The 20,869-nt window shown below is 48.4% G+C and carries 19 protein-coding genes; 1 reads left to right on the top strand and 18 read right to left on the bottom strand.

Annotated features, from left to right (window positions below):
- Window positions 1–121: 121 nt before the first annotated feature.
- The gene (gene secM / locus XDD1_RS13910) at window positions 122–661 is read right to left on the bottom strand and encodes a secA translation cis-regulator SecM (RefSeq protein ID WP_045972077.1); all 540 of its coding nucleotides are present in this window, start codon (window positions 659–661) and stop codon (window positions 122–124) included.
- Between the two features lie 37 nt (window positions 662–698).
- Here secM and XDD1_RS13915 point away from each other — a divergent pair, with 37 nt between their 5' ends.
- Window positions 699–1,235: a DUF721 domain-containing protein gene (locus XDD1_RS13915; RefSeq protein ID WP_045972078.1), complete on the top strand. Its 537-nt coding sequence runs from the start codon at window positions 699–701 to the stop codon at window positions 1,233–1,235.
- Between the two features lie 104 nt (window positions 1,236–1,339).
- On the opposite strand, the gene lpxC is transcribed toward XDD1_RS13915, so the two are convergent.
- The 17 genes from lpxC to cra form a co-directional block, all read right to left on the bottom strand.
- Complete coding sequence (gene lpxC / locus XDD1_RS13920; protein WP_045972080.1) at window positions 1,340–2,257, bottom strand: UDP-3-O-acyl-N-acetylglucosamine deacetylase; 918 nt, start codon at window positions 2,255–2,257, stop codon at window positions 1,340–1,342.
- Window positions 2,258–2,356: 99 nt separating this feature from the next.
- Entirely contained in the window at window positions 2,357–3,520 is a 1,164-nt protein-coding gene (gene ftsZ, locus XDD1_RS13925) for a cell division protein FtsZ (protein WP_045972082.1), read from the bottom strand.
- 69 nt (window positions 3,521–3,589) lie between these two features.
- On the bottom strand, window positions 3,590–4,846 hold the full coding sequence (ftsA, locus tag XDD1_RS13930) for a cell division protein FtsA (protein WP_045972084.1): 1,257 nt from the start codon (window positions 4,844–4,846) through the stop codon (window positions 3,590–3,592).
- 32 nt (window positions 4,847–4,878) lie between these two features.
- Entirely contained in the window at window positions 4,879–5,694 is an 816-nt protein-coding gene (ftsQ, locus tag XDD1_RS13935; protein WP_045972086.1) for a cell division protein FtsQ, read from the bottom strand.
- Window position 5,695: 1 nt separating this feature from the next.
- Window positions 5,696–6,616 carry a D-alanine--D-alanine ligase gene (locus XDD1_RS13940; RefSeq protein WP_045972087.1) on the bottom strand — a complete coding sequence of 307 codons (921 nt, stop codon included), beginning with the start codon at window positions 6,614–6,616 and terminating at the stop codon, window positions 5,696–5,698.
- 4 nt (window positions 6,617–6,620) lie between these two features.
- Window positions 6,621–8,084, bottom strand: coding sequence for a UDP-N-acetylmuramate--L-alanine ligase (murC, locus tag XDD1_RS13945; RefSeq protein WP_045972089.1), 1,464 nt, complete (start codon window positions 8,082–8,084; stop codon window positions 6,621–6,623).
- A gap of 36 nt (window positions 8,085–8,120) precedes the next feature.
- A complete protein-coding gene (gene murG / locus XDD1_RS13950) occupies window positions 8,121–9,206 on the bottom strand; it encodes an undecaprenyldiphospho-muramoylpentapeptide beta-N-acetylglucosaminyltransferase (protein WP_045972091.1) in 1,086 nt (361 codons plus the stop codon).
- Window positions 9,203–10,396: a cell division protein FtsW gene (ftsW, locus tag XDD1_RS13955; RefSeq protein WP_045972093.1), complete on the bottom strand. Its 1,194-nt coding sequence runs from the start codon at window positions 10,394–10,396 to the stop codon at window positions 9,203–9,205. Before ftsW ends, murG begins: the two co-directional genes overlap by 4 nt.
- A complete protein-coding gene (gene murD, locus XDD1_RS13960; RefSeq protein ID WP_045973629.1) occupies window positions 10,396–11,706 on the bottom strand; it encodes a UDP-N-acetylmuramoyl-L-alanine--D-glutamate ligase in 1,311 nt (436 codons plus the stop codon). Before murD ends, ftsW begins: the two co-directional genes overlap by 1 nt.
- Window positions 11,707–11,723: 17 nt before the next feature.
- On the bottom strand, window positions 11,724–12,806 hold the full coding sequence (gene mraY, locus XDD1_RS13965; RefSeq protein WP_045972095.1) for a phospho-N-acetylmuramoyl-pentapeptide-transferase: 1,083 nt from the start codon (window positions 12,804–12,806) through the stop codon (window positions 11,724–11,726).
- Window positions 12,800–14,182 (bottom strand): UDP-N-acetylmuramoyl-tripeptide--D-alanyl-D-alanine ligase, encoded by a 1,383-nt coding sequence (murF, locus tag XDD1_RS13970; RefSeq protein ID WP_045972097.1) that lies wholly within the window; start codon window positions 14,180–14,182, stop codon window positions 12,800–12,802. The genes mraY and murF overlap by 7 nt, the downstream gene beginning before the upstream one ends.
- Window positions 14,179–15,666: a UDP-N-acetylmuramoyl-L-alanyl-D-glutamate--2,6-diaminopimelate ligase gene (murE, locus tag XDD1_RS13975; RefSeq protein WP_045972099.1), complete on the bottom strand. Its 1,488-nt coding sequence runs from the start codon at window positions 15,664–15,666 to the stop codon at window positions 14,179–14,181. The genes murF and murE overlap by 4 nt, the downstream gene beginning before the upstream one ends.
- Before the next feature lie 23 nt (window positions 15,667–15,689).
- On the bottom strand, window positions 15,690–17,444 hold the full coding sequence (locus XDD1_RS13980; protein WP_045972101.1) for a peptidoglycan glycosyltransferase FtsI: 1,755 nt from the start codon (window positions 17,442–17,444) through the stop codon (window positions 15,690–15,692).
- Window positions 17,445–17,471: 27 nt separating this feature from the next.
- Complete coding sequence (ftsL, locus tag XDD1_RS13985) at window positions 17,472–17,792, bottom strand: cell division protein FtsL (protein WP_084721047.1); 321 nt, start codon at window positions 17,790–17,792, stop codon at window positions 17,472–17,474.
- Window positions 17,789–18,733 (bottom strand): 16S rRNA (cytosine(1402)-N(4))-methyltransferase RsmH, encoded by a 945-nt coding sequence (gene rsmH, locus XDD1_RS13990; protein ID WP_045972105.1) that lies wholly within the window; start codon window positions 18,731–18,733, stop codon window positions 17,789–17,791. Before rsmH ends, ftsL begins: the two co-directional genes overlap by 4 nt.
- Window positions 18,734–18,735: 2 nt before the next feature.
- Window positions 18,736–19,194 carry a division/cell wall cluster transcriptional repressor MraZ gene (gene mraZ, locus XDD1_RS13995; protein WP_045972108.1) on the bottom strand — a complete coding sequence of 153 codons (459 nt, stop codon included), beginning with the start codon at window positions 19,192–19,194 and terminating at the stop codon, window positions 18,736–18,738.
- 649 nt (window positions 19,195–19,843) lie between these two features.
- On the bottom strand, window positions 19,844–20,851 hold the full coding sequence (gene cra, locus XDD1_RS14000) for a catabolite repressor/activator (RefSeq protein ID WP_045972110.1): 1,008 nt from the start codon (window positions 20,849–20,851) through the stop codon (window positions 19,844–19,846).
- Window positions 20,852–20,869 lie beyond the last annotated feature (18 nt).

The following is a 20,869-nucleotide window of genomic DNA, read 5'->3' on the forward strand; positions in this document are numbered from 1 at the left end:
TTATTCAACTATACTCGTCACACTTCAAGAGGCATTTATTTTGTGAGCTGCAACTTGAAGTTTATCGGGTATATTCAACTTAGAATGAATAAGACAGCAGTATTAAAGCAAAAATAAATGATTAAGCGTTCGTTGGCCCAGCCCTAATTCCCTGAACTTTGGCGACCCAGAGAGCCGGAGTATGGATATCAGGAAGCACCAGAACCACCACCGCAATATCCGGGATAATTTCTCCAAAGGGTGCTGGTGCTTGTGTCAGTATGGCATGCAACGTATCCAGCATCAGTTGTTGCATGGATGGTGAAGAAACCCGATGACTTTCGTTTGCGCTTTCGTTCCTGACGGGCTCTGCAACCGAAAAAACAAAAGAAAGTTGACGGATCACATTACGAACGGCATGTTGCTGCCAGTAATTTAAATAATTAGCGGGTTGACGCTGGACACTTTTTAATTGCAGCAAATGTAATTTAAATAGGTGTTCAAAAGAAGAAAGTGCTTGAGTACGGCTTCCTTGGGCAGAAGAAGTATTGGTATGATGCAGATTTTCTGCCACTCCAGCGAAAACAGTAGGGGCACCGATTCCTGTGGCAACCATGCCCAGCAAAAGGTGAGACCAAAAATAACGCCTACCAAATTGTCGCCAAAGATTTAAAATACTCATTAATCCTTCATTAATAAATACTGGAACTGCCTCTATTATGCGAGATAGCCGCCCACAATCACTGGATAAGCTGTTTGAAGATGCGGCAACTGTCGGAAAAAGCCCACTTCAAGTCATTCAACAACATACCATCGCATTATTGAAACTCAACCGTGCTGTTCTCAGTTTGCTTCCTGCGCAATTGCACCCGTGGTGCAGGGTCGCCAATTATCGCAAACAAATTCTGGTACTGGAAGCAGGAAATGCCAGTTGGATGACTCGGCTCCGGTATGAAATTCCTGTTTTGCTGTCTACATTGAGAAGCGAAATTCTACCATCTTTATCCTCTATCGACATCAGGATTAACCCATCATTAATGGTTAAGTGTGATAATAATGAGCAAGGTTTCTCAAAATCATCAACAAAAGCATTCAGTAATGATAATCAGGAATTACCAAAGCGCCAGCTCACTCATGAAAGTGCAAAAACATTAATGATGCTGGCTGAAAACAGCCCTGAAAGATTGAAAAGGAAATTGGAGCGGTTGGCTGCGCTGGCCGGAGAGGGTACCAGTACAGCCAAAAAGAAGCGCTAACGCTGAATGAAAAATATCAGCGAAAGGAGCGTAATAGATAACATAACCCACTGGTGCATCATAGGAATGTTCTCAACATTCTTTATCAATACACAGGTTAGCCATTATGCCAACACCAGTGATGGAGCCCGGAAAGCCAATGGCATTTCAGCTTCATCGTCAAATGTGACAAATTCCCAAGCGCTTTCATGTGCCAAAACGGTTTGCAGCAATTTGTTATTCAGTGCATGGCCTGATTTGAACGCAGTAAAGGCGCCAATAATATTATAGCCACACATGAACAGATCGCCGATGGCGTCCAGCATCTTATGGCGGACGAATTCATCTTCAAAACGCAGGCCGTCTTCATTGAGCACACGATAATCATCAACGACAATCGCACAATCAAAGCTGCCACCAAGGCACAAGCCTTTGGATTGTAAGTACTCAATATCGCGCATAAATCCAAAAGTACGCGCACGGCTAATTTGGCGAACAAATGAATCCGCAGAGAAATCCAGACTATAGCGCTGTGAACTGGCATCAATCGCTGGATGATTAAAATCGATGGTAAAATCCAGACTGAAACCATGATAGGGTGCCAATTCAGCCCATTTATCACCCTCTTCCACACGAATGCTTTCTTTCATGCGCACGAATTTCTTCGCGACATTCAGCTCTTCAATACCCGCATCCAATAATAGGAAAACAAACGGGCTGGCGCTGCCATCCATAATCGGGATCTCGGGTGCATCGACTTCAATAACAATATTGTCGATCCCTAATCCTGCCAGCGCTGCATTCAAATGCTCAACGGTTGAAATACGCACATTATGCTCATTCACCAGACAAGTACAGAGCATGGTATCACGCACAGATTTGGCATTCGCCGGAAAATCAACCGGAGGATTCAAGTCAGTACGACGATAGATGACCCCGGTATTAGCCGGCGCTGGACGCATTGTCAGCGTGACTTTTTTACCGGTGTGCAAACCGACGCCGGTCGCCTGAACAATACGTTTTAGTGTCCTTTGTTTGATCATCGTTTATATCTCGCAATGTTACTTATCCTGCCAATCACTATAAGGTATGATTGGCAGGATAGTTTAGCACAAAAAGCGGAGAAGCCAATTTTTTAGCAATCAATCAGCCTGCTTACGCAAAAAGGCAGGAATGTCCAGATAATCAGGCTCTTTGCTTGTATGTGCATTTTGATCATTAACAACTTTTGCTGCTGTTTTGCTCTCATCAGACAATGAAGAGATTCCGCCAGGCATCTGCGGGTAACGGCGATCAATCGTGTTTGCCTGAGGCGCCTTGTTATTGGTCACCAGCGTAATTTCTGGACGTTTGTCCATGCCAATACCAGTTGCCACAACAGTGACACGCAGCTCATCATTCATGTCTGGGTCCAGTGACGTACCGATAACTACCGTCGCATTATCAGAAGCAAATGCACGGATTGTGTTACCCACTGTTTCAAATTCATCCAAACGCAGGTCAAAGCCCGCTGTAATGTTAACCAGAACACCACGTGCACCAGAAAGGTCAATATCTTCCAACAATGGGCTGGAAATCGCCATTTCTGCGGCTTCTTCCGCACGATCTTCGCCCTGTGCAATACCAGATCCCATCATGGCGTAACCCATTTCTGACATCACGGTACGAACGTCAGCGAAGTCAACGTTCATCAAACCTGGGCGAGTAATCAGTTCGGCAATACCCTGAACGGCGCCTTTGAGAACATCATTGGCTGCACCGAAAGCATCCAATAGGGAAATGCCCCGCCCCAGAACTTTCAATAACTTATCATTTGGAATTGTGATCAATGAGTCCACATGTTTGGACAGTTCAGTGATCCCTTGTTCCGCGAAGGCCATACGTTTTTTGCCTTCGAAATTAAATGGCTTAGTGACGACGGCAACGGTCAGAATGCCAAGTTCTTTGGCAATTTCAGCCACAACCGGTGCTGCCCCCGTTCCCGTACCACCTCCCATCCCTGCGGCAATAAATACCATGTCTGCACCTTCCAGTGCGGTACGCAGTGATTCGCGGTCTTCTTCCGCGGCAGTACGGCCAACCTCAGGGTTTGCACCCGCGCCTAATCCTTTCGTAATGCCGTTGCCAATCTGGATAGTCTGACCAACAGCCGACTTACGCAGCGCCTGAGCATCCGTGTTAACCGCAAAGAAGTCAACGCCTTCAATACGCTCACGCACCATGTGCTCCACAGCATTACCGCCGCCGCCGCCGACGCCGATGACTTTAATCACCGCGTCGTTGGTTAATTCCAGTGGTTCAAACATAATTTCTCTCCGTTTTATGCCTTTATATCGAGGCCAACGACATGGTTGTCGTGGCTTCTGTATAAAAAATCAAAATTCTTTTTTCAGCCAGTTGCTGACTCTCTTAAACCAGCCGCTCACTGACGTTCTTTTATCGGCATCAGAATCTCCGCCAAGGTGGGATTCTTTGCCATAATGCAGAAGCCCAACTGCGGTTGAGTAGCAAGGCTCCTGCACATAATCTGTCAGCCCTGTGATGTTCAGGGGACGGCCAATGCGAACTTGGGTATGGAATACCCGTTGAGCACACTCGGCCAGACCATCAATCTGGGCTCCTCCCCCTGTCAGGACAATCCCTGCCGCCAGGTGGTGTTTCACTCCCTGCTGCCGCAATTGCTCCTGCAATCGCAAAATCTCATCGTTCACTAAATTCAGCAGTTCGGTATAACGAGGCTCGATAACTTCAGCCAGTGTTTGACGTTGCAAGCTACGAGGAGGGCGACCTCCCACACTTGGAACTTCTACACTCTCATCCTTACTCACTATCGAACCCAATGCGCAACCATGACGAACTTTGATGGTTTCAGCATCACTGGGGGGAGTACCAAACGCGTAGGCGATATCACTGGTGACGACATTACCTGCATAGGGAATAACCTTGGTATGGCGCAATGCGCCGCCGGTATATACCGCGATATCCATCGTCCCGCCGCCGATATCAACGACACAGACCCCCAATTCACGTTCATCTTCGGTTAACACAGCATAACTTGCTGCCAGTCCTGCAAAAATAAGTTGATCAACTTTCAACCCACAACGTTCAACCGCTTTGACAATGTTTTTCGCCATGTCGTTATGGCAGGTAATCAAGTGGACTTTCGCCTGCATACGCACACCAGAAAGCCCAACCGGATTTTTGATCCCCTCCTGATAGTCAATCGCGTACTCCTGTGGGATCACATGCAAAATACGGTGCTCATCACGAACACGAACTGACTTAGCGGTATGGACAACACTATCCACATCATCTTGTGTCACTTCTTCTTCCGAAACCGGTACCATACCTATTTCGTTCTGGCAGCTAATATGCTTGCCGGAAAGTGCCAGATAGACTGAAGAAATCTGGCAATCCGCCATCAGTTCGGCCTGATCAATCGCACGTTGTACGCATTTGACGACCGATTCAAGGTCGTTGACTCCGCCTTTGTCCATGCCGCGGGATGGGCAACTTCCTACTCCGATAATATTAACCATACCATCGGGCAGAATTTCACCAACCAGGGCAGATACCTTTGCTGTACCGATTTCAAGGCCAACTACCAATTTTCTGTCCGTTGATTTGATCATCGCTATTCTGCCTGTCTCTGTATTATTATCCGTCACTGTTTGTTTTCTTGCCCGTTCATTAAAACCGGCGTATCAGTTAATAAAGGAGCCCAACCTACCGCCGCACCGCTGTCATAACGTAAGTCAACATAAGCCACACGTTTTTCAGTGTTTTTCAGCAATACAGGATAAAGTTCAACAAAACGTCTCATTCGTTCTGTTTCAACTCGATTTCCTAGCTCTAAACGGATATCGTTATCCAATATGAGTTGCCAGGAACGACGTGCTGTCATAATCACTGCTTTTAGTTTTATCTGGTTTTTTTTAAGAAAATCCGCCATCTTGTGATATTCACTCAATACGTCTTTTTCTGTGCCTTCTGGCCCATATAACATCGGATATTGCCCATGTGCACTACGCTCCATAGGTAAGCTGAATACCCGCCCTTCAGCATCTAATAGTTGGGTATCATTCCAGCGCGCATAAGGCACGTATTCTACCAGATGTATTTTAAGTTCATCAGGCCATTGTTTACGTACAGTGACTTGCCGAATCCATGGCAATTGTTCAATCTTTTTCTGAATGACATTGACATCCTGAGTCATAAATGTTTCAGGAGATCCCAAGGACAAAATAGCCTGCCTTACATCATCATTTGTGGTGTAATGGCGTTCACCCGTCAACACCAGCTTTGAGAGCGGCAATCGGTTAGGATCTTTCATCCAGTCCAGTGTCATCCATCCTCCCCATATGATGGTACCAACCACCATCAAGAAGAAAAAAATCCCTGCCAGATAGTAACCATTACTGGGACGATATCCCTGAGCTTCATTCTCCCGCTCCCGGCTATTCCGGGCTGCCTGCGACATATTAATCAGCTAACTCCAAAATTCTCGCGACGAGTTGCGAAAAACTGAGTCCAGCCTGACGCGCAGCAATAGGCACAAGACTATGGCTGGTCATGCCAGGGGAAGTGTTAACCTCCAACAAATAGAAGTTACCATTACCATCATCCATGATATCAACTCGCCCCCAACCACGACATCCCAGCGCCTTATACGCCTTTGATGCGATATCTAACAGCGCTTGCTCTTTTTCCGCACTCAAGCCACTTGGACAAAAATATTGCGTTTGGTTGGAAATATATTTCGCATCGTAATCATAAAACACGTCTGGAACTTGAATACGAATAGAAGGAAGCGCCTCATCCCCCAAAAATCCCACCGTATATTCAGGGCCAAACAGCCATTTTTCAACCAACACATCAGTATCGTATTTAAATGCCAGCGCCAATGCGCCACGCAATTCGGCATACTCATTCACCTTGGTCATTCCTACACTGGAGCCTTCCAGATTCGGTTTAACCATTAATGGTAGACCTAATTCTTGAACATACTCTTTGAGTTGAGAATCATTAATCTGTTCAAATTGTTGAGAATTAATGACAACATAAGGTGAAACAGGCAGTTTTGCCCCCTGCCATAGCTGTTTTGTGCGCAATTTATCCATTGACAAGGCCGATGCCATTACGCCGCTGCCGGTATAAGGAATTTGCAAAAACTCCAGCAAGCCTTGCAATGTACCATCCTCACCGCCACGGCCATGCAGTGCGATAAAGACTTTATTGAATCCTGCCTCTTTGAGTTTAGTTACATCAAAGTCTTTTGTATCAACTGAATAAGCATTAATGCCCGCTTCTTTCAGCCCAGCCACAACCGCTTGTCCTGATTGCAATGAAACTTCGCGTTCAGCAGACGTTCCGCCCAACAGAACAGCAACCTTATCAACCATGATGTTATCCCTCATAAAAAGATGGCTGCAACTTTGTTTCAGCCAAATTGCGCGCTATTTTACCGATATTACCGGCACCCTGTACCAAAACTAAGTCGTTGTTTTCTATCACCTGTGACAGGATGGCTGAAATTTGCTCAGGATCTGATACAAAAATCGGGTCCAATTTGCCACGACTGCGGATAGTACGGCATAAAGAACGGCTGTCCGCGCCTGGGATCGGCGTTTCACCTGCGGCATACACATCCAACATTAATAGAACGTCTACCTGACTCAAGACATTGGCAAAATCATCATATAAATCACGAGTTCTTGTATAACGGTGGGGCTGGAATACCATGACAATGCGTTTATCCCCCCAACCCGCTCGTGCTGCTTTAATCGTGGCGTCCACTTCGGTTGGGTGATGACCATAATCATCGACCAACATCACGCTACCTTCTTTGCCATTGACATGTTTAAGGGGAAAATTTCCCAGAAAATCAAAGCGGCGCCCGGTTCCCTGAAACTCTGCCAGCGAAGCAAGGATCGCGGTATCATCAATGCCTTCTTCTGTCGCTACGGCGACCGCCGCCGCTGCATTCAGCGCATTGTGGCGTCCGGGGGCATTCAACACCACGTGCAAATCCGGTAAATCAGATCGGCTGATGGTGAAAAACCCCTGCGCCCCTTTTTGTTCGTAATGGGTGATACGAACGTCGGCTTCCGCACTGAAACCATAAGTCGTGATATAACGCCCAATCTGGGGAACCAGTTCTTTCACGACTGGATCGTCAATACACATCACAGCACGCCCATAAAATGGCAGGTTATGCAGGAAGTTAACGAATGTCTGTTTCAGGTTTTCGAAATCCCCTTGATAGGTATCCATGTGGTCGGCTTCAATATTGGTGACAACTGCCATCATGGGCTGCAAATGCAGGAATGAAGCATCACTTTCATCGGCTTCCGCAATCAAATAGCGGCTGCTGCCTAAACGGGCATGGGTGCCCGCGGCTTTCACCAACCCACCATTCACAAATGTGGGATCAAGACCCGCCTGGGCATAAATGCCCGTAATCATTGCCGTCGTCGTGGTTTTTCCATGCGTTCCTGCAATCGCAATACCGTGGCGGTAACGCATCAGCTCTGCCAGCATTTCCGCCCGACGGATGACCGGAATTCGCGCTTCACGCGCTGCCACGATTTCTGGGTTTTCTGCCGAAATAGCCGTCGATGCCACCACGACGCTGGCATCCCGCACATTTTCTGGGCGATGATTGAAATAAATTGTTGCACCCAATGCAATTAGCTGTTGTGTGACAGGATTGGGAGCCAAATCAGAACCGCTTATCTGATAACCTTCATTAGCCAACACTTCGGCGATACCACCCATGCCAGCACCCCCGATGCCAACAAAGTGGATATGCCTGACTTTTCGCATTTCAGGCACTGAAGCTCTTAATTTCGCCAACTGTTGTGTATTCACGTTTTAATCTTCACTCGTTATAGTTACATCACCGTTCTATTTAGAACGGCCTGAATAATTTTCTACCGCATCGATTAACGCTGCGGCGACACGCTCAGTGGCATTGATAATGGCGACTGAGCGGGCTTTTTCTGCCATTTCCAGCAATTGTGGGCGTTGCCACTGAGTTAATAACTCGACGACCGCATCAACCGTAAATGCGGGCTGTTCAAGTATCTTTGCGGCTCCTGCCCTTTCCAAAGGCAAAGCATTCCAATATTGCTGGCGATCTTTGTGCTGGAAGGGAACAAAAATCGCCGGTAAGCCTGCGGCGGAAACTTCACTGACCGTCAGTGCACCAGAACGACAGACGACAATATCTGCCCACGCATAAGCCTGTGCCATATCGTCAATAAATTCAGTCACTTTGAATTCAGACTGGACTGAATTTTCATATTTTGCCTGCGTTTCTTCTCTGGCTCCCTTCCCTGCCTGATGCCATAAGGTGATTTTATCGCCCAAGCGAGCCGCCACTTCTGGCATCGTTTGGTTCAGAACCCTTGCGCCCTGACTGCCGCCAACCACAAGCACCCGAACCGACCCTTCACGCCCGGCCAAACGCTGCACGGGTGCTGGCAATGCCAGTACGTCTTCCCTGACGGGGTTGCCGACAACCGGTGCGGTAGGAAATGCACCCGGAAAAGCCTGTAAAACCGTTTTAGCAATTTTGGCTAACCAACGATTAGTTAGCCCCGCAATGCCATTTTGCTCATGCAGTACAACCGGAATACCGCACAACCAGGCCGCTATGCCCCCCGGCCCGGAGACATACCCCCCCATTCCCAGCACAACATCTGGCTGATAGCGGCGCATAATCGCTTTTGCCTGGCGAATAGCTTTAAAAATTTTAATGGGGGCAGTAAGCAGGGCTTTGATTCCCTTGCCCCGTAAGCCTGAAATCTGAATAAATTCAATTTCAATGCCATGTTTCGGCACTAAATCCGCTTCCATGCGATCCGCGGTTCCTAACCAGCGAATATCCCACCCCTGCTCTTTTAAATGGTGGGCAACAGCCAGCCCGGGGAATACATGACCGCCCGTCCCCCCTGCCATCACCATTAAACGCCGGTTTTTGCCACTCATTTAGGGCTCCTTACAAACGCCTGTGCTTTTGCCAGACGGACTTCATAATCAATTCGCAATAATAAGACGATGGCCGTTGACATCACGATCAAACTTGAACCACCGTAACTGACCAACGGTAATGTTAATCCCTTTGTTGGCAGCATGCCTGCCGCCGCGCCAACGTTGATGAATGCCTGAAAGCTGAACCATATGCCGATTGCACAAGCCAAAAAACCAGAAAACCGTTGATTAAGTTGCAATGCCCGACGACCGATCATCATTGCGCGGAAAGCGACGAAGAATACCATTGCCAATACTAAAACCACACCGAAATACCCTAACTCTTCGGCCAGAATGGAAAAAATAAAGTCAGTATGGGCTTCCGGCAAATATTCGAGTTTCTGGACTGAATTTCCCAGCCCCTGCCCAAAGAAATTGCCACGACCAAATGCCATCAACGATTGGGTTAACTGATAACCGCTGCCAAAAGGATCTTCCCACGGATTGAGGAACGAGGTGACCCTGCGTATGCGATAAGGTTCAGCCACAATCAGTACGCACACGGCAAATATTCCGCAACCAATAATGGCAAGGAATTGCCACAATTTCGCGCCCGCCATAAACAGCAATGCCAAGGTGGTCACGAATAGCACGATCACGGTTCCCAAATCGGGCTGCGCCAGCAATAAAATCGCCAAGGCAATCATGACGCCCATCGGCTTGCAAAAGCCCCAGAAATTGTTTCTGACTTCCTCAACTTTTCTGACCAGATAGCTGGAGAGATAACAAAAGAGTGACAGTTTCGACAATTCGGCCGGTTGAATACGCAATGGGCCAATCGCCACCCAACGTGATGCCCCATTGACTGAACTCCCCACAAACAGCACCACAACCAGCATCATGATGGTCATTAATAACATGACGTTGCTATAACGCAGCCAGAAATCCATCGGAATGCGCAGCGTAACCAGCGACATGAAAAAGCACAGCGACAAGTAAATGGCATCACGGCGTGCAAAGATAAAAGGATCTTGGGCAAGACGCTGACCAACGGGCATGGATGCCGACGTTATCATGACAAAGCCAATCACAGCCAACCCTAAGACCATCCAGACCAAGGTACGGTCATACATAACGGTATCTGTGGCATCGGTTTCCACACTTCCCGCCAACCAAGTTTTAAATTTACCAAGGCCTGGAATGGTCATTAGCCTAACTCCTCTGCCAAACGGGCAAATTCATGACCGCGATGTTCAAAGCTGTTGAACTGATCGAAGCTCGCACAAGCGGGTGACAGTAGTACCATGTCGCCAGAAACCAGCTTGGGTGCAATTTCTTTCATCGCCTGTTCTAAGGTTTCTGTCCGTGTTGAAATGTCAGGGCGTAATTGGGCTAACAGCCCGCCATCACGACCAAAACAGTAAAGACGGATATGATCCCCCGATATATAGGGTTTCAATGGGGTAAAGTCCGCCGCTTTCCCGTCTCCGCCCAATAGAAGATAGAGTGTTCCTGCCAGTTTTAATCCACTGAGTGCCGCTTGGGTGCTGCCAACATTCGTTGCCTTGGAGTCGTTCACCCAACGAACCCCCTTCCTCATGTGAATGACCTGAAAACGGTGTTCCAGCCCGGCACAGGTACGCAAAGCCTGAAGGCTGGCTGTCCGGGGAATACCTGCCGCATCTGCCAGTGCTAACGCGGCTAATCCGTTGGTGTAGTTATGAAGCCCTGCCAACTGCATCTCCTGTATTCCCAACACAGGCTGTTGATTGATCAACAGTTGTTGATGTTCACTATCAAGCTGATAATCACCGCTATCCACACCAAAGCTGATACAACGGCTATCTTTGCCTGTTTCTGGAAATGTCAGGGCATCCTGTTCATTAACTACGCAAACTTTTGCCTGATCATAAATGCGCAACTTCGCCGCCCGATACTGTGATAATCCTTGCGGATAGCGAACCATGTGGTCTTCAGTCACATTCAGTACCGTCGCCGCCACTGCTTGCAAACTATGTGTGGTTTCAAGTTGGAAGCTGGACAATTCCAGCACATAAAGCTGACAAGGCTGTTTCAGCAACGCCAGCGCAGGGACACCAATATTGCCCCCCACGCCGACCTGCCAGCCCGCTGCTTTCGCCATTTCGCCAACCAACGTAGTCACGGTGCTTTTACCATTTGACCCCGTAATGGCCACAATCGGGGCAGTGGCTTCACGGCAAAACAGTTCGATATCGCCGATAATTTCAATACCCGCCTCTGCCGCCGCCTGCAATTCAGGCGTTGCCAGTGCAACGCCGGGGCTGGCAACGATGAGATCAGCCTCCATCAGCCACTGTTGATTCAGGCTGCCGGTGTGACACTCGACGTTATCAGGCAGCTTATCGCTGCCCGGTGGCACGGTACGGGTATCCATCACACGTGGAATCACGCCACGTGTGATAAAAAAGTCAACGCAGGACAGGCCTGTCAGCCCTAACCCAACGATGACGACTTTTTTGTTCCCGTATTCTGTCATAAGTCGTTCAGCCATGATTAACGTACCTTCAGCGTTGCCAGACCAATCAACACCAACATCAGGGAGATAATCCAAAAGCGCACGATAACGCGTGGCTCTGGCCACCCCTTCAATTCATAATGATGGTGAATCGGCGCCATGCGGAAAATCCGCTGTCCGCGCAGTTTGAATGAGCCAACCTGCAAAATGACAGACAGAGTTTCCACCACGAAAACGCCCCCCATGATGATCAGCAGGAATTCCTGACGCAGCAAGACGGCAATGGTGCCCAGTGCCCCACCCAAGGCCAATGAACCCACATCCCCCATAAATACCTGCGCCGGATACGTGTTAAACCACAAGAAACCTAACCCTGCACCGACAATTGCCGTACAGACAATCACCAGCTCACCTGCATGGCTCAGATAAGGAATATGCAGGTAGTTGGCAAAATTCACGTTACCGGTTGCCCATGCCACCAAAGCAAAACCTGCCGCAACCAAGACGGTCGGCATGATGGCAAGGCCATCCAACCCATCCGTCAGGTTCACGGCGTTACTGGTGCCGACAATCACAAAATAAGTCAGCAGAATATAAAGCAAGCCCAGTTGCGGCATGACCTCTTTAAAGAACGGCACGACTAATTGGGTTGCCGACGTATCTTTGCCTATGCTGTACAGTGCAAACGCCACGCCCAGCGCAATAACCGACTGCCAGAAATATTTCCAACGGGCAATCAACCCCTTGGTATCTTTGCGAACCACTTTGCGGTAATCATCCACAAACCCCACAATGCCGTAACCGACTAAAACGGCCAACACACACCAGACATAGGGGTTATCCAGACGCGCCCACAACAACACCGAGATCGTGATGGAGAATAAAATCAGCAATCCCCCCATCGTCGGAGTGCCACGCTTGCTAAAATGGGACTCAGGGCCGTTGTCGCGCACAACTTGACCTATCTGCAATTTTTGCAGATAAGCAATCAACGTTGGCCCCATCCATAACGCGATGAATAATGCAGTCAGCAAGCCGACAATGGCCCTGAACGTCAAATAAGAGAAGACGTTAAAACCGGTGTGATACTTAACCAGATATTCGGCCAGCCAAACTAACATTGGAAGTTCTCCTTCAATACGTTCACAACCTCTTCCATCGCGGCACTACGTGAACCTTTAATTAATATGGAAATCATTTTGTGTTGTTCCAGTAAAGGAAGCAGCGCGGCAACTAATTCAGCCTTGTTCGCGAAATGCTGCCCCCGACCACTTGCGTCACTAATATGGGAACTCAAATCCCCAACGCTGAGTACCTTATCTATCTGGGTCGCTGCCACAGCTTCGCCCACCTCTCGGTGACACGCTATCGCCTGCGCCCCCAATTCGCCCATATCACTCACCACCATGACGCGATAACCGGGCATCTGCGCCAGCACATGCGCCGCCGCTATCATGGAGCCGGGATTGGCGTTATACGTGTCGTCCAATATCACTTTTCCCTCAGTTAGAGGGACAGGAAACAGACGCCCCGCCACGGCTTTCAACGCCGATAATCCAGTCCGAATATCCTCCAACGAGGCACCAACAGAGATGGCGAGGGCACTGGCGGCCAACGCATTAGCGATATTGTGTTTCCCCGGCAACGGCAATGTCAGTTCTACGCGCCCAATCGGGCTATGCAGGCAAAAATGGGTTGCCAGTGGTTGTTCTAAAATATCGGTTGCGTAAAAATCCGCCCCCGCGGTTGATGAAGCGGAAAAACGCCACACTGTTTGCTGGTCACTCATGCTGTGCTGCCAATGATCCCAATCATGGCTGTCCAGATTGATAATCGCCGTTCCGGTCGCAGCAAGGCCGGTAAAGATCTCACCTTTTGCCTTTGCCACGCCCGCCAAAGAACCAAATCCTTCCAGATGGGCAGAAAAGAGGTTATTGACCAAGGCACTTTCAGGGCGGGTTATTGCCGTGGTATAGGAAATTTCGCCGCTATGGTTAGCGCCCAGCTCAATAACCGCAAACTGGTGCTCATCAGTCAGCCTGAACAGCGTCAACGGCACCCCGATGTCATTATTGAAGTTGCCCGCGGTACAGAGGGTATTACCGCACTGACGCAGGATTGCCGCGGTCATTTCTTTGACGGAGGTTTTGCCCGACGAACCGGTTAAAGCCACAATGCGTGCCTTGCTTTGCTGACGCACCCAACCCGCCAGTTTTCCCATCGCCAGACGGGTGTTTTCGACCACGACCTGAGGGCAATCAATCTCCAGACGGCGACTGACCAATAAAGCACCGGCACCCTGCTGCGCAACATCCGCAGCAAAATCATGCGCGTCAAACTTTTCCCCTTTTAAGGCAATGAACAAACCACCACGCTCAACCTTACGGCTATCCGTCTCCACGGCATGAATTTGCAGCGTGTCAGCCTGCTGTTGGGTCACGCGATATAACGCGCCCTCCGTCAACTGTGCTAATTGCTGTAGTGTCAGCGGGATCATGCTACCACCCCCAGCAAGCACGCCACGGTCAGACGATCGGAATAGTCCAGCCGACGATGGCCAACCAGTTGGTAATCTTCATGGCCTTTGCCGGCCACAAGCACAACATCTTCTTCCCTTGCCTGCATAATGGCGCTGGTGACCGCTTCTGCGCGACCATGGATCGCCACCGCCCGCCCCGGATCGATGAACCCTTGCAGGATATCCGCCACAATGGCCTGAGGCTCTTCACTGCGGGGATTATCATCAGTCACAATCACACGATCAGCGCCCTGCTCCGCCACACCGCCCATCAATGGACGTTTGCCTTTATCACGATCCCCCCCGCAGCCAAATACGCACCAGAGTTGCCCCTTGCAGTGCAGGCGAGCGGCAGACAGGGCTTTTTCCAGGGCATCCGGGGTATGGGCATAATCCACCACCACCGTCGGGCGGCCAGCCGCGGAAAAGACTTCCATCCGCCCACAAACAGGCTCCAGACAAGCAGCCGTCGCCAACAGTTTTTCCAGCGGATATTCCAGCGATAACAAAGTGGCCAGCGTCAGTAATAAGTTACTGACATTGAACGCGCCCATCAGCGGGCTATTAAGCGTTCCATTCCCCCAACTGGAGGTAAATGCAATGGCAGCGCCTTTGTCGTGATAATGAACCTCACTGGCCGATAACCAACGCCCCTGCCAATTTTCTGGCACGTTATTTTCCATTGAAACCGCAACCGCGTCCGGCAGGCGGGACAACCACTGCTGCCCGACAGCATCATCCGCATTAATGATTTTATGCTTGACATTATGGCGGCTGAACAGTTGCCATTTAGCCTCTTGGTAATTTTGCATATCACCATGATAATCAAGGTGATCACGGCTTAGATTGGTAAAAACCGCGGCTTGAAACGGCAAGGCTGCCACTCTGCCCTGAACCAGACCATGCGAAGAGACTTCCATCGCGGAAAATGTGGCGTTTTGACGAGTCAGTTGCTGTAAATCAAGCTGAATATCAACCGCAGAACCCGTGGTGTTTTCGCTGGGAGCGATCATGCCTAATAAACCATTTCCCACCGTTCCCATCACGGCACTGGTTTCACCAAGCCCTTGGCTCCATTGCGCCAACAATTGTGTGGTGGTGGTTTTCCCGTTGGTGCCGGTCACCCCAACCAACTTCAATTTATTGCCGGGATGCTGGTAAAACTCGCCAGCCAGTGTTGATAATTTACTATTTAAGTCGTCCAGATAGATAACAGGCACACCGTGCATTTTCTGCACCGTGCCGTTATCCGCTTTTCCCTTCGCTTCTGCAATCACCGCAGCGACACCTTGAGCGATGGCTTGAGGAATATATTTTCGACCGTCCGTCTGGTGCCCTTGAACCGCAACAAACAGATCTCCGGCAGCCGCCTTACGGCTGTCCAATGTCATTTCGCGCAGCGCAAGCTCCGGTGTATTAACACCCCAGGGAGCCAATAAATCGCGTAAATTACGATCTGCCACTTTTATCCTCTTTAGTTATTCATTTAGTTATTAATCACAAATTCGTTTTTATTACCGACAGGCAGTGCATCGGGTTCAACATTCATGGTACGCAGAACCCCACTCATGATTGCACCGAAGACAGGCGCCGAAACTGCACCGCCGTAATATTTACCTGCTTGTGGATCATCAACGATCACAACCAGTGAAAACCGTGGGTGACTCGCAGGTGCAACCCCTGCGGTATAAGAAATATACCTCTTGACGTATTTGCCATCCGGCCCGACTTTTTTTGCCGTCCCGGTTTTGATAGCAATGCGATAATCTTTTATCGCAGCCCGTACACCCCCTCCTCCCGGTAATGCCACACTCTCCATCATGTGCACCACGGTTCGCATTATCGCTTCAGGAAATACTCGGGTGCCCGGTACGGGAGGATCGACTTTGGTAATTGACAGTGGGCGATAAATGCCCAGACTACCTATCGTTGCATAGACTCGCGCTAACTGTAACGGTGTTACCATCAGCCCGTAGCCGAAAGAAAAGGTGGCCCTATCAAGATCTGACCACCGCTGCTTATTGGTTGGAAATGTGCCACTACTTTCTCCGACCAGCCCCAGATTGGTCGGTTTTCCCATCCCAAAGCGTGAATAAACATCTACCAGCTCTGAGGCAGGCATCGCTAACGCCAGCTTAGAGACACCAACGTTACTCGATTTCTGTAATATTCCGGTGATAGTTAATTCAGGGCGCGGAGCAACATCTTTAATTTCATGCCCTCGCGAACCATAGGTTAATCGGTATGGTCGGGTATCCAACACCGTATTTTCTTTGACGATGCCACTATTCAGTGCACTCATCACCACAAGCGGTTTCACTGTGGAGCCAGGTTCAAAAATATCGGTGATGGCGCGGTTACGCATTGCATCTTTTGGTGTGCCGGCCAAATTATTCGGATTATAAGATGGGCTGTTTGCCATCGCTAACACTTCGCCGGTATTAACATCAACCAATACCGCTGAGCCTGATTCAGCCTTGTTCAGCACGACAGCTTTCGTCAATTCGCGATACACCAAAGTTTGAAGGCGCTCATCTATACTGAGAGTCAAATCGTGAGCAGCCCTGCTATCTGTAGATGAAATATCTTCAATCACACGCCCTGTGCGATCTTTACGAACCGTTCGGCTTCCCGGCTTACCTGTCAGCCAGTTATCAAAGCTCTTCTCAACGCCCTCAATACCTGCACCATCAATGTTAGTCACCCCAATAATATGTGCTGTCACCTGCCCGGCCGGATAATAGCGGCGGGATTCTTGACGTAAATAGATACCGGGTAACTTCAATTTCTCGGCATAATCGCCGATGGAGGTATTGACTTGACGGGCAAGATAAACAAAACGCCCCTTGGGGTAATCGCTGATTTTACTGGTTAATTGCTCAAGCGGAATGGAAAGTGCATCGGCCAAAGCCTGCCAGCGAGTGTCATCTGTGATCCCCCCTTTTTCAAACACTTCTTTGGGATCTGCCCAGACTGCATTAACCGGGACACTCACGGCTAATGGACGATTATTGCGATCATTAATCATGCCACGGGCTGTCGGAATAGCTTGGACACGCAGGGAACGCGAATCACCCTCTTTGACCAAACGATCAGGATTGATGATCTGCAAATAGGCAACACGAATCAAAAGCCCGATTAAAGCAAAGCCAATGCCCCCACACAGCAAGGCAAAACGCCAGCTTACAAAACTTGCTTTATCTTCTTGCTTTTTCAACTTTAAAGAGCGTGCAGCTTTCATCGCTTACCTTTTAGTTGTCAACTGGACTCATTGCGTTATCACAATATTTTCTTTACCTGGATCAACGTGTTGCATCTGCAATTTTTCAGTTGCAATCCGTTCAACCCGGCTGTGATCACCCAGAGCATTCTCTTCAAGGAGCAGGTTACGCCACTCAATATCCTGAGCATCAAGCTGGATCACTTGACGCTCCTTTTCCGCAGTCAATAAGCGGGTTTGATGTGTGACCGTCACAACACTGATGGCTGAAACAACAATTGCCACCAGTAAAATTAGTGGGAGTTTGGCATTGCGAATTAAATCCCGGCCAATCACCCCAACTAACCCATGACGTTCACCAGCCATTATTCACCCGCCTTTTCAGCAAACCGCAAAACCGAGCTCCGCGCTCTTGGGTTTGTGGCGACTTCACCCTCTGAGGGTTTCATTTTGCCAATGGATTTCAGACTTCTTCCCCCCAGCGTTTTTAACTGCGCTTCCGTGAGAGGCAAACCGACTGGAACCTGTGGCCCCTGACTGTGTTGTCGGATAAAGCGTTTCACTATGCGATCTTCCAACGAGTGGAAGCTGATGACAGATAATCGCCCCTGTGGTACCAGAACGCGCAGTGCACCCTCTAATGCGCGTTCTATCTCTTCCAGTTCACTGTTAATGTAAATCCTGATAGCCTGAAAGCTGCGCGTTGCCGGATGTTTATGCTTTTCCTTAACTGGGCTTGCCTGAGCAATTAACTCTGCCAGTTCTCGGGTACGCGTAATGGGTTGTTCCTGATTGCGGGCCACAATGGCTCTGGCAATACGCTTGGCAAAACGTTCTTCACCAAACGTTTTCAGCACCCATGCGATGTCATCTGCTTCCGCTTTCATCAACCACTCTGCGGCAGATTGCCCACGGGTAGGGTCCATACGCATATCCAATGGTCCATCACGCATAAATGAAAAACCACGTTCAGGATCATCCAGTTGTGGGGAAGAAACCCCTAAGTCCAGCAATACGCCATTAATTTTTCCAACCAGACCCGCGTCTTCTATATAAGTTGCCAATTCAGAAAATGGCCCATGCGTAATAGAAAAACGCGTGTCAGTAATGGCCTTTGACGCTTCAATGGCTTGTGGGTCACGATCGATCGCCAGCAAACGCCCATTAGGCCCTAATTTCGACAAAATCAGGCGGGAATGTCCCCCTCGCCCAAATGTCCCATCGATATAAATTCCATCTTCTTGAATATTCAGTCCATTGACAGCTTCATCCAGTAATACACTGGTATGCTCAAAATGACTCTTTGCCATGTTTATAATGATAAGTCCTGTAGCCTTGCTGATAGAGGTTCTTGTGTGGATTGCTCAGCCGCAATATCATGCTGTACCTGTTGATACCAAACCTGCTCATCCCACAATTCAAATTTATTAAATTGCCCAACCAGCATGACCTCTTTTGTTAGCCCTGCGTGCTGACGCAGTGTGCTGGCTAATAAAAGACGTCCTGCATTGTCCATTTGACATTCACTGGCGTGTCCCAATAACAAACGTTGAACGCGACGTTCGGCTGGATTCATGCTGGATAAGCGAGATAATTTTTCTTCGATGATTTCCCATTCGGGTAATGTATAAAGCAACAAACACGGCTGATGAAGATCAATAGTACAAACCATTTGGCCTGTTGACTCTTCATTCAGCATTTCTCTATATCGGGCTGGTACAGTGAGCCGCCCTTTACTATCGAGATTAACCAGTGTTGCTCCACGAAACATACTCAGGTTACCCCTTGATGGCCCAAATCTCCACATTATCCCACAAATCACCACAATTAAGAGTTTACGGATGGTATGAAAACCTTGTCAAGCCAGAGCCCGTGCGCTTTAGCTAGATTTACAGAAAGATTGGGAAGATAAAAAGAAGGATTTTTCAGTTTTAGCTATATTAATAATAGATAACACTATGATAATTTTAAATAATTTAATAAATCTACAGAGAGCCTTATTGGGAGTGGAATTTAGCGCAAATAATTACCACTTAAATTAATTTATGTAACTCATATCTCATTGTTACCCAATTGTTAATTGCTGACAACCTACCAATAATAACAATATATTTAAGTTATAATAGTATAAAAAATAATAACATAGTGAAATTCATCATTTAACTAAAAATATAAAATGATTATATATCAACCAAATAAGAAAATTATTCTCAAAGAACAAATAGCATATGCCAATAATAATGTTTCATTTGGAAATTATTCATCTTGTGAATTTAAATAACACCTTATCGATTTTAACGGTCATAAAAAGCGATTTAGCAGGAGTTTTAGTCAGAATAGTCTCAAAATTACCTTAACAAGCCTATTTTGGTGGTTTCCAGCAGGTAAACAGCACCCTCATCTTTAATGAGGGTGCTTAATTAAGCTTTTCGACTCAACTTGCCGCGACGACATAGATGACGACGCATTTTGGTTATTCCAGGAGATGGGCGCTGTTTCTCATCCAAACTGGCCAATACCAGCTCAAGGGCTCGTTCAGCAACATCACGATGGCGTTGCGCTACAGACAATACCGGACATTCAAGGAAATCCAACAACTCATGATCGCCAAATGTGGCAATAACCAGTTGACTGGGTAAGCGGCCACTGCGCTTGAGAAGCGTATCCATAACGCCCTGAAGTAACGCGAATGAAGTGGTATACAGAGCCTGAGGAACAGGGTTCATCTCCAACCATGATGCAAATACTTCAGCCGCAGCTTCACGCTCATAGCTATTGGCATAAAGATAGTTGACTTCCCGTGGATCATGTTCCCACGCTGCACGGAAGCCCTGTTCACGCAAGAAACTGACCGATAATTCAGGCAATGCGCCCAAATAAAGGACAGATTCCGCCGGGAATTGACGCAGCTCCTGTGCCAACATCTTCGCATCTTCGAGATCATCCCCAACCACACTGATAAAGTGTTCGCTATTCAGAGCACGGTCAAGTGCGATAATGGGTAATGAACGATTTGCCCAACGCTGGTAGAACGGGTGTTCAGGCGGCAAGGCGGTGGAAACAATAATAGCGTCAACCTGACGTTGCAAAAGGTGTTCAACACAGCGCATTTCGTTATCAGGCTGATCTTCAGAGCAGGCGATCAATAACTGGTAGCCACGCTGCCGAGCCTGACGTTCAAGGTAATTGGCAATACGTGTGTAGCTGGTATTTTCCAAATCGGGTATGACTAAGCCAATTGAACGGGTTTTCCCCGCCCGCAAGCCAGCGGCAACAGCGTTAGGATGGTAATTATGTTCTCTAACCACTGCCATCACTTTTTCTACTGTTTTATCGCTGACCCGATATTGCTTGGCTTTACCATTGATAACATAACTGGCCGTAGTACGTGAAACACCTGCTAAGCGGGCGATCTCATCCAGTTTCACATTAACCCCTCAGTAAGA

Source organism: Xenorhabdus doucetiae (genome assembly GCF_000968195.1).
GTDB lineage: Bacteria > Pseudomonadota > Gammaproteobacteria > Enterobacterales > Enterobacteriaceae > Xenorhabdus > Xenorhabdus doucetiae.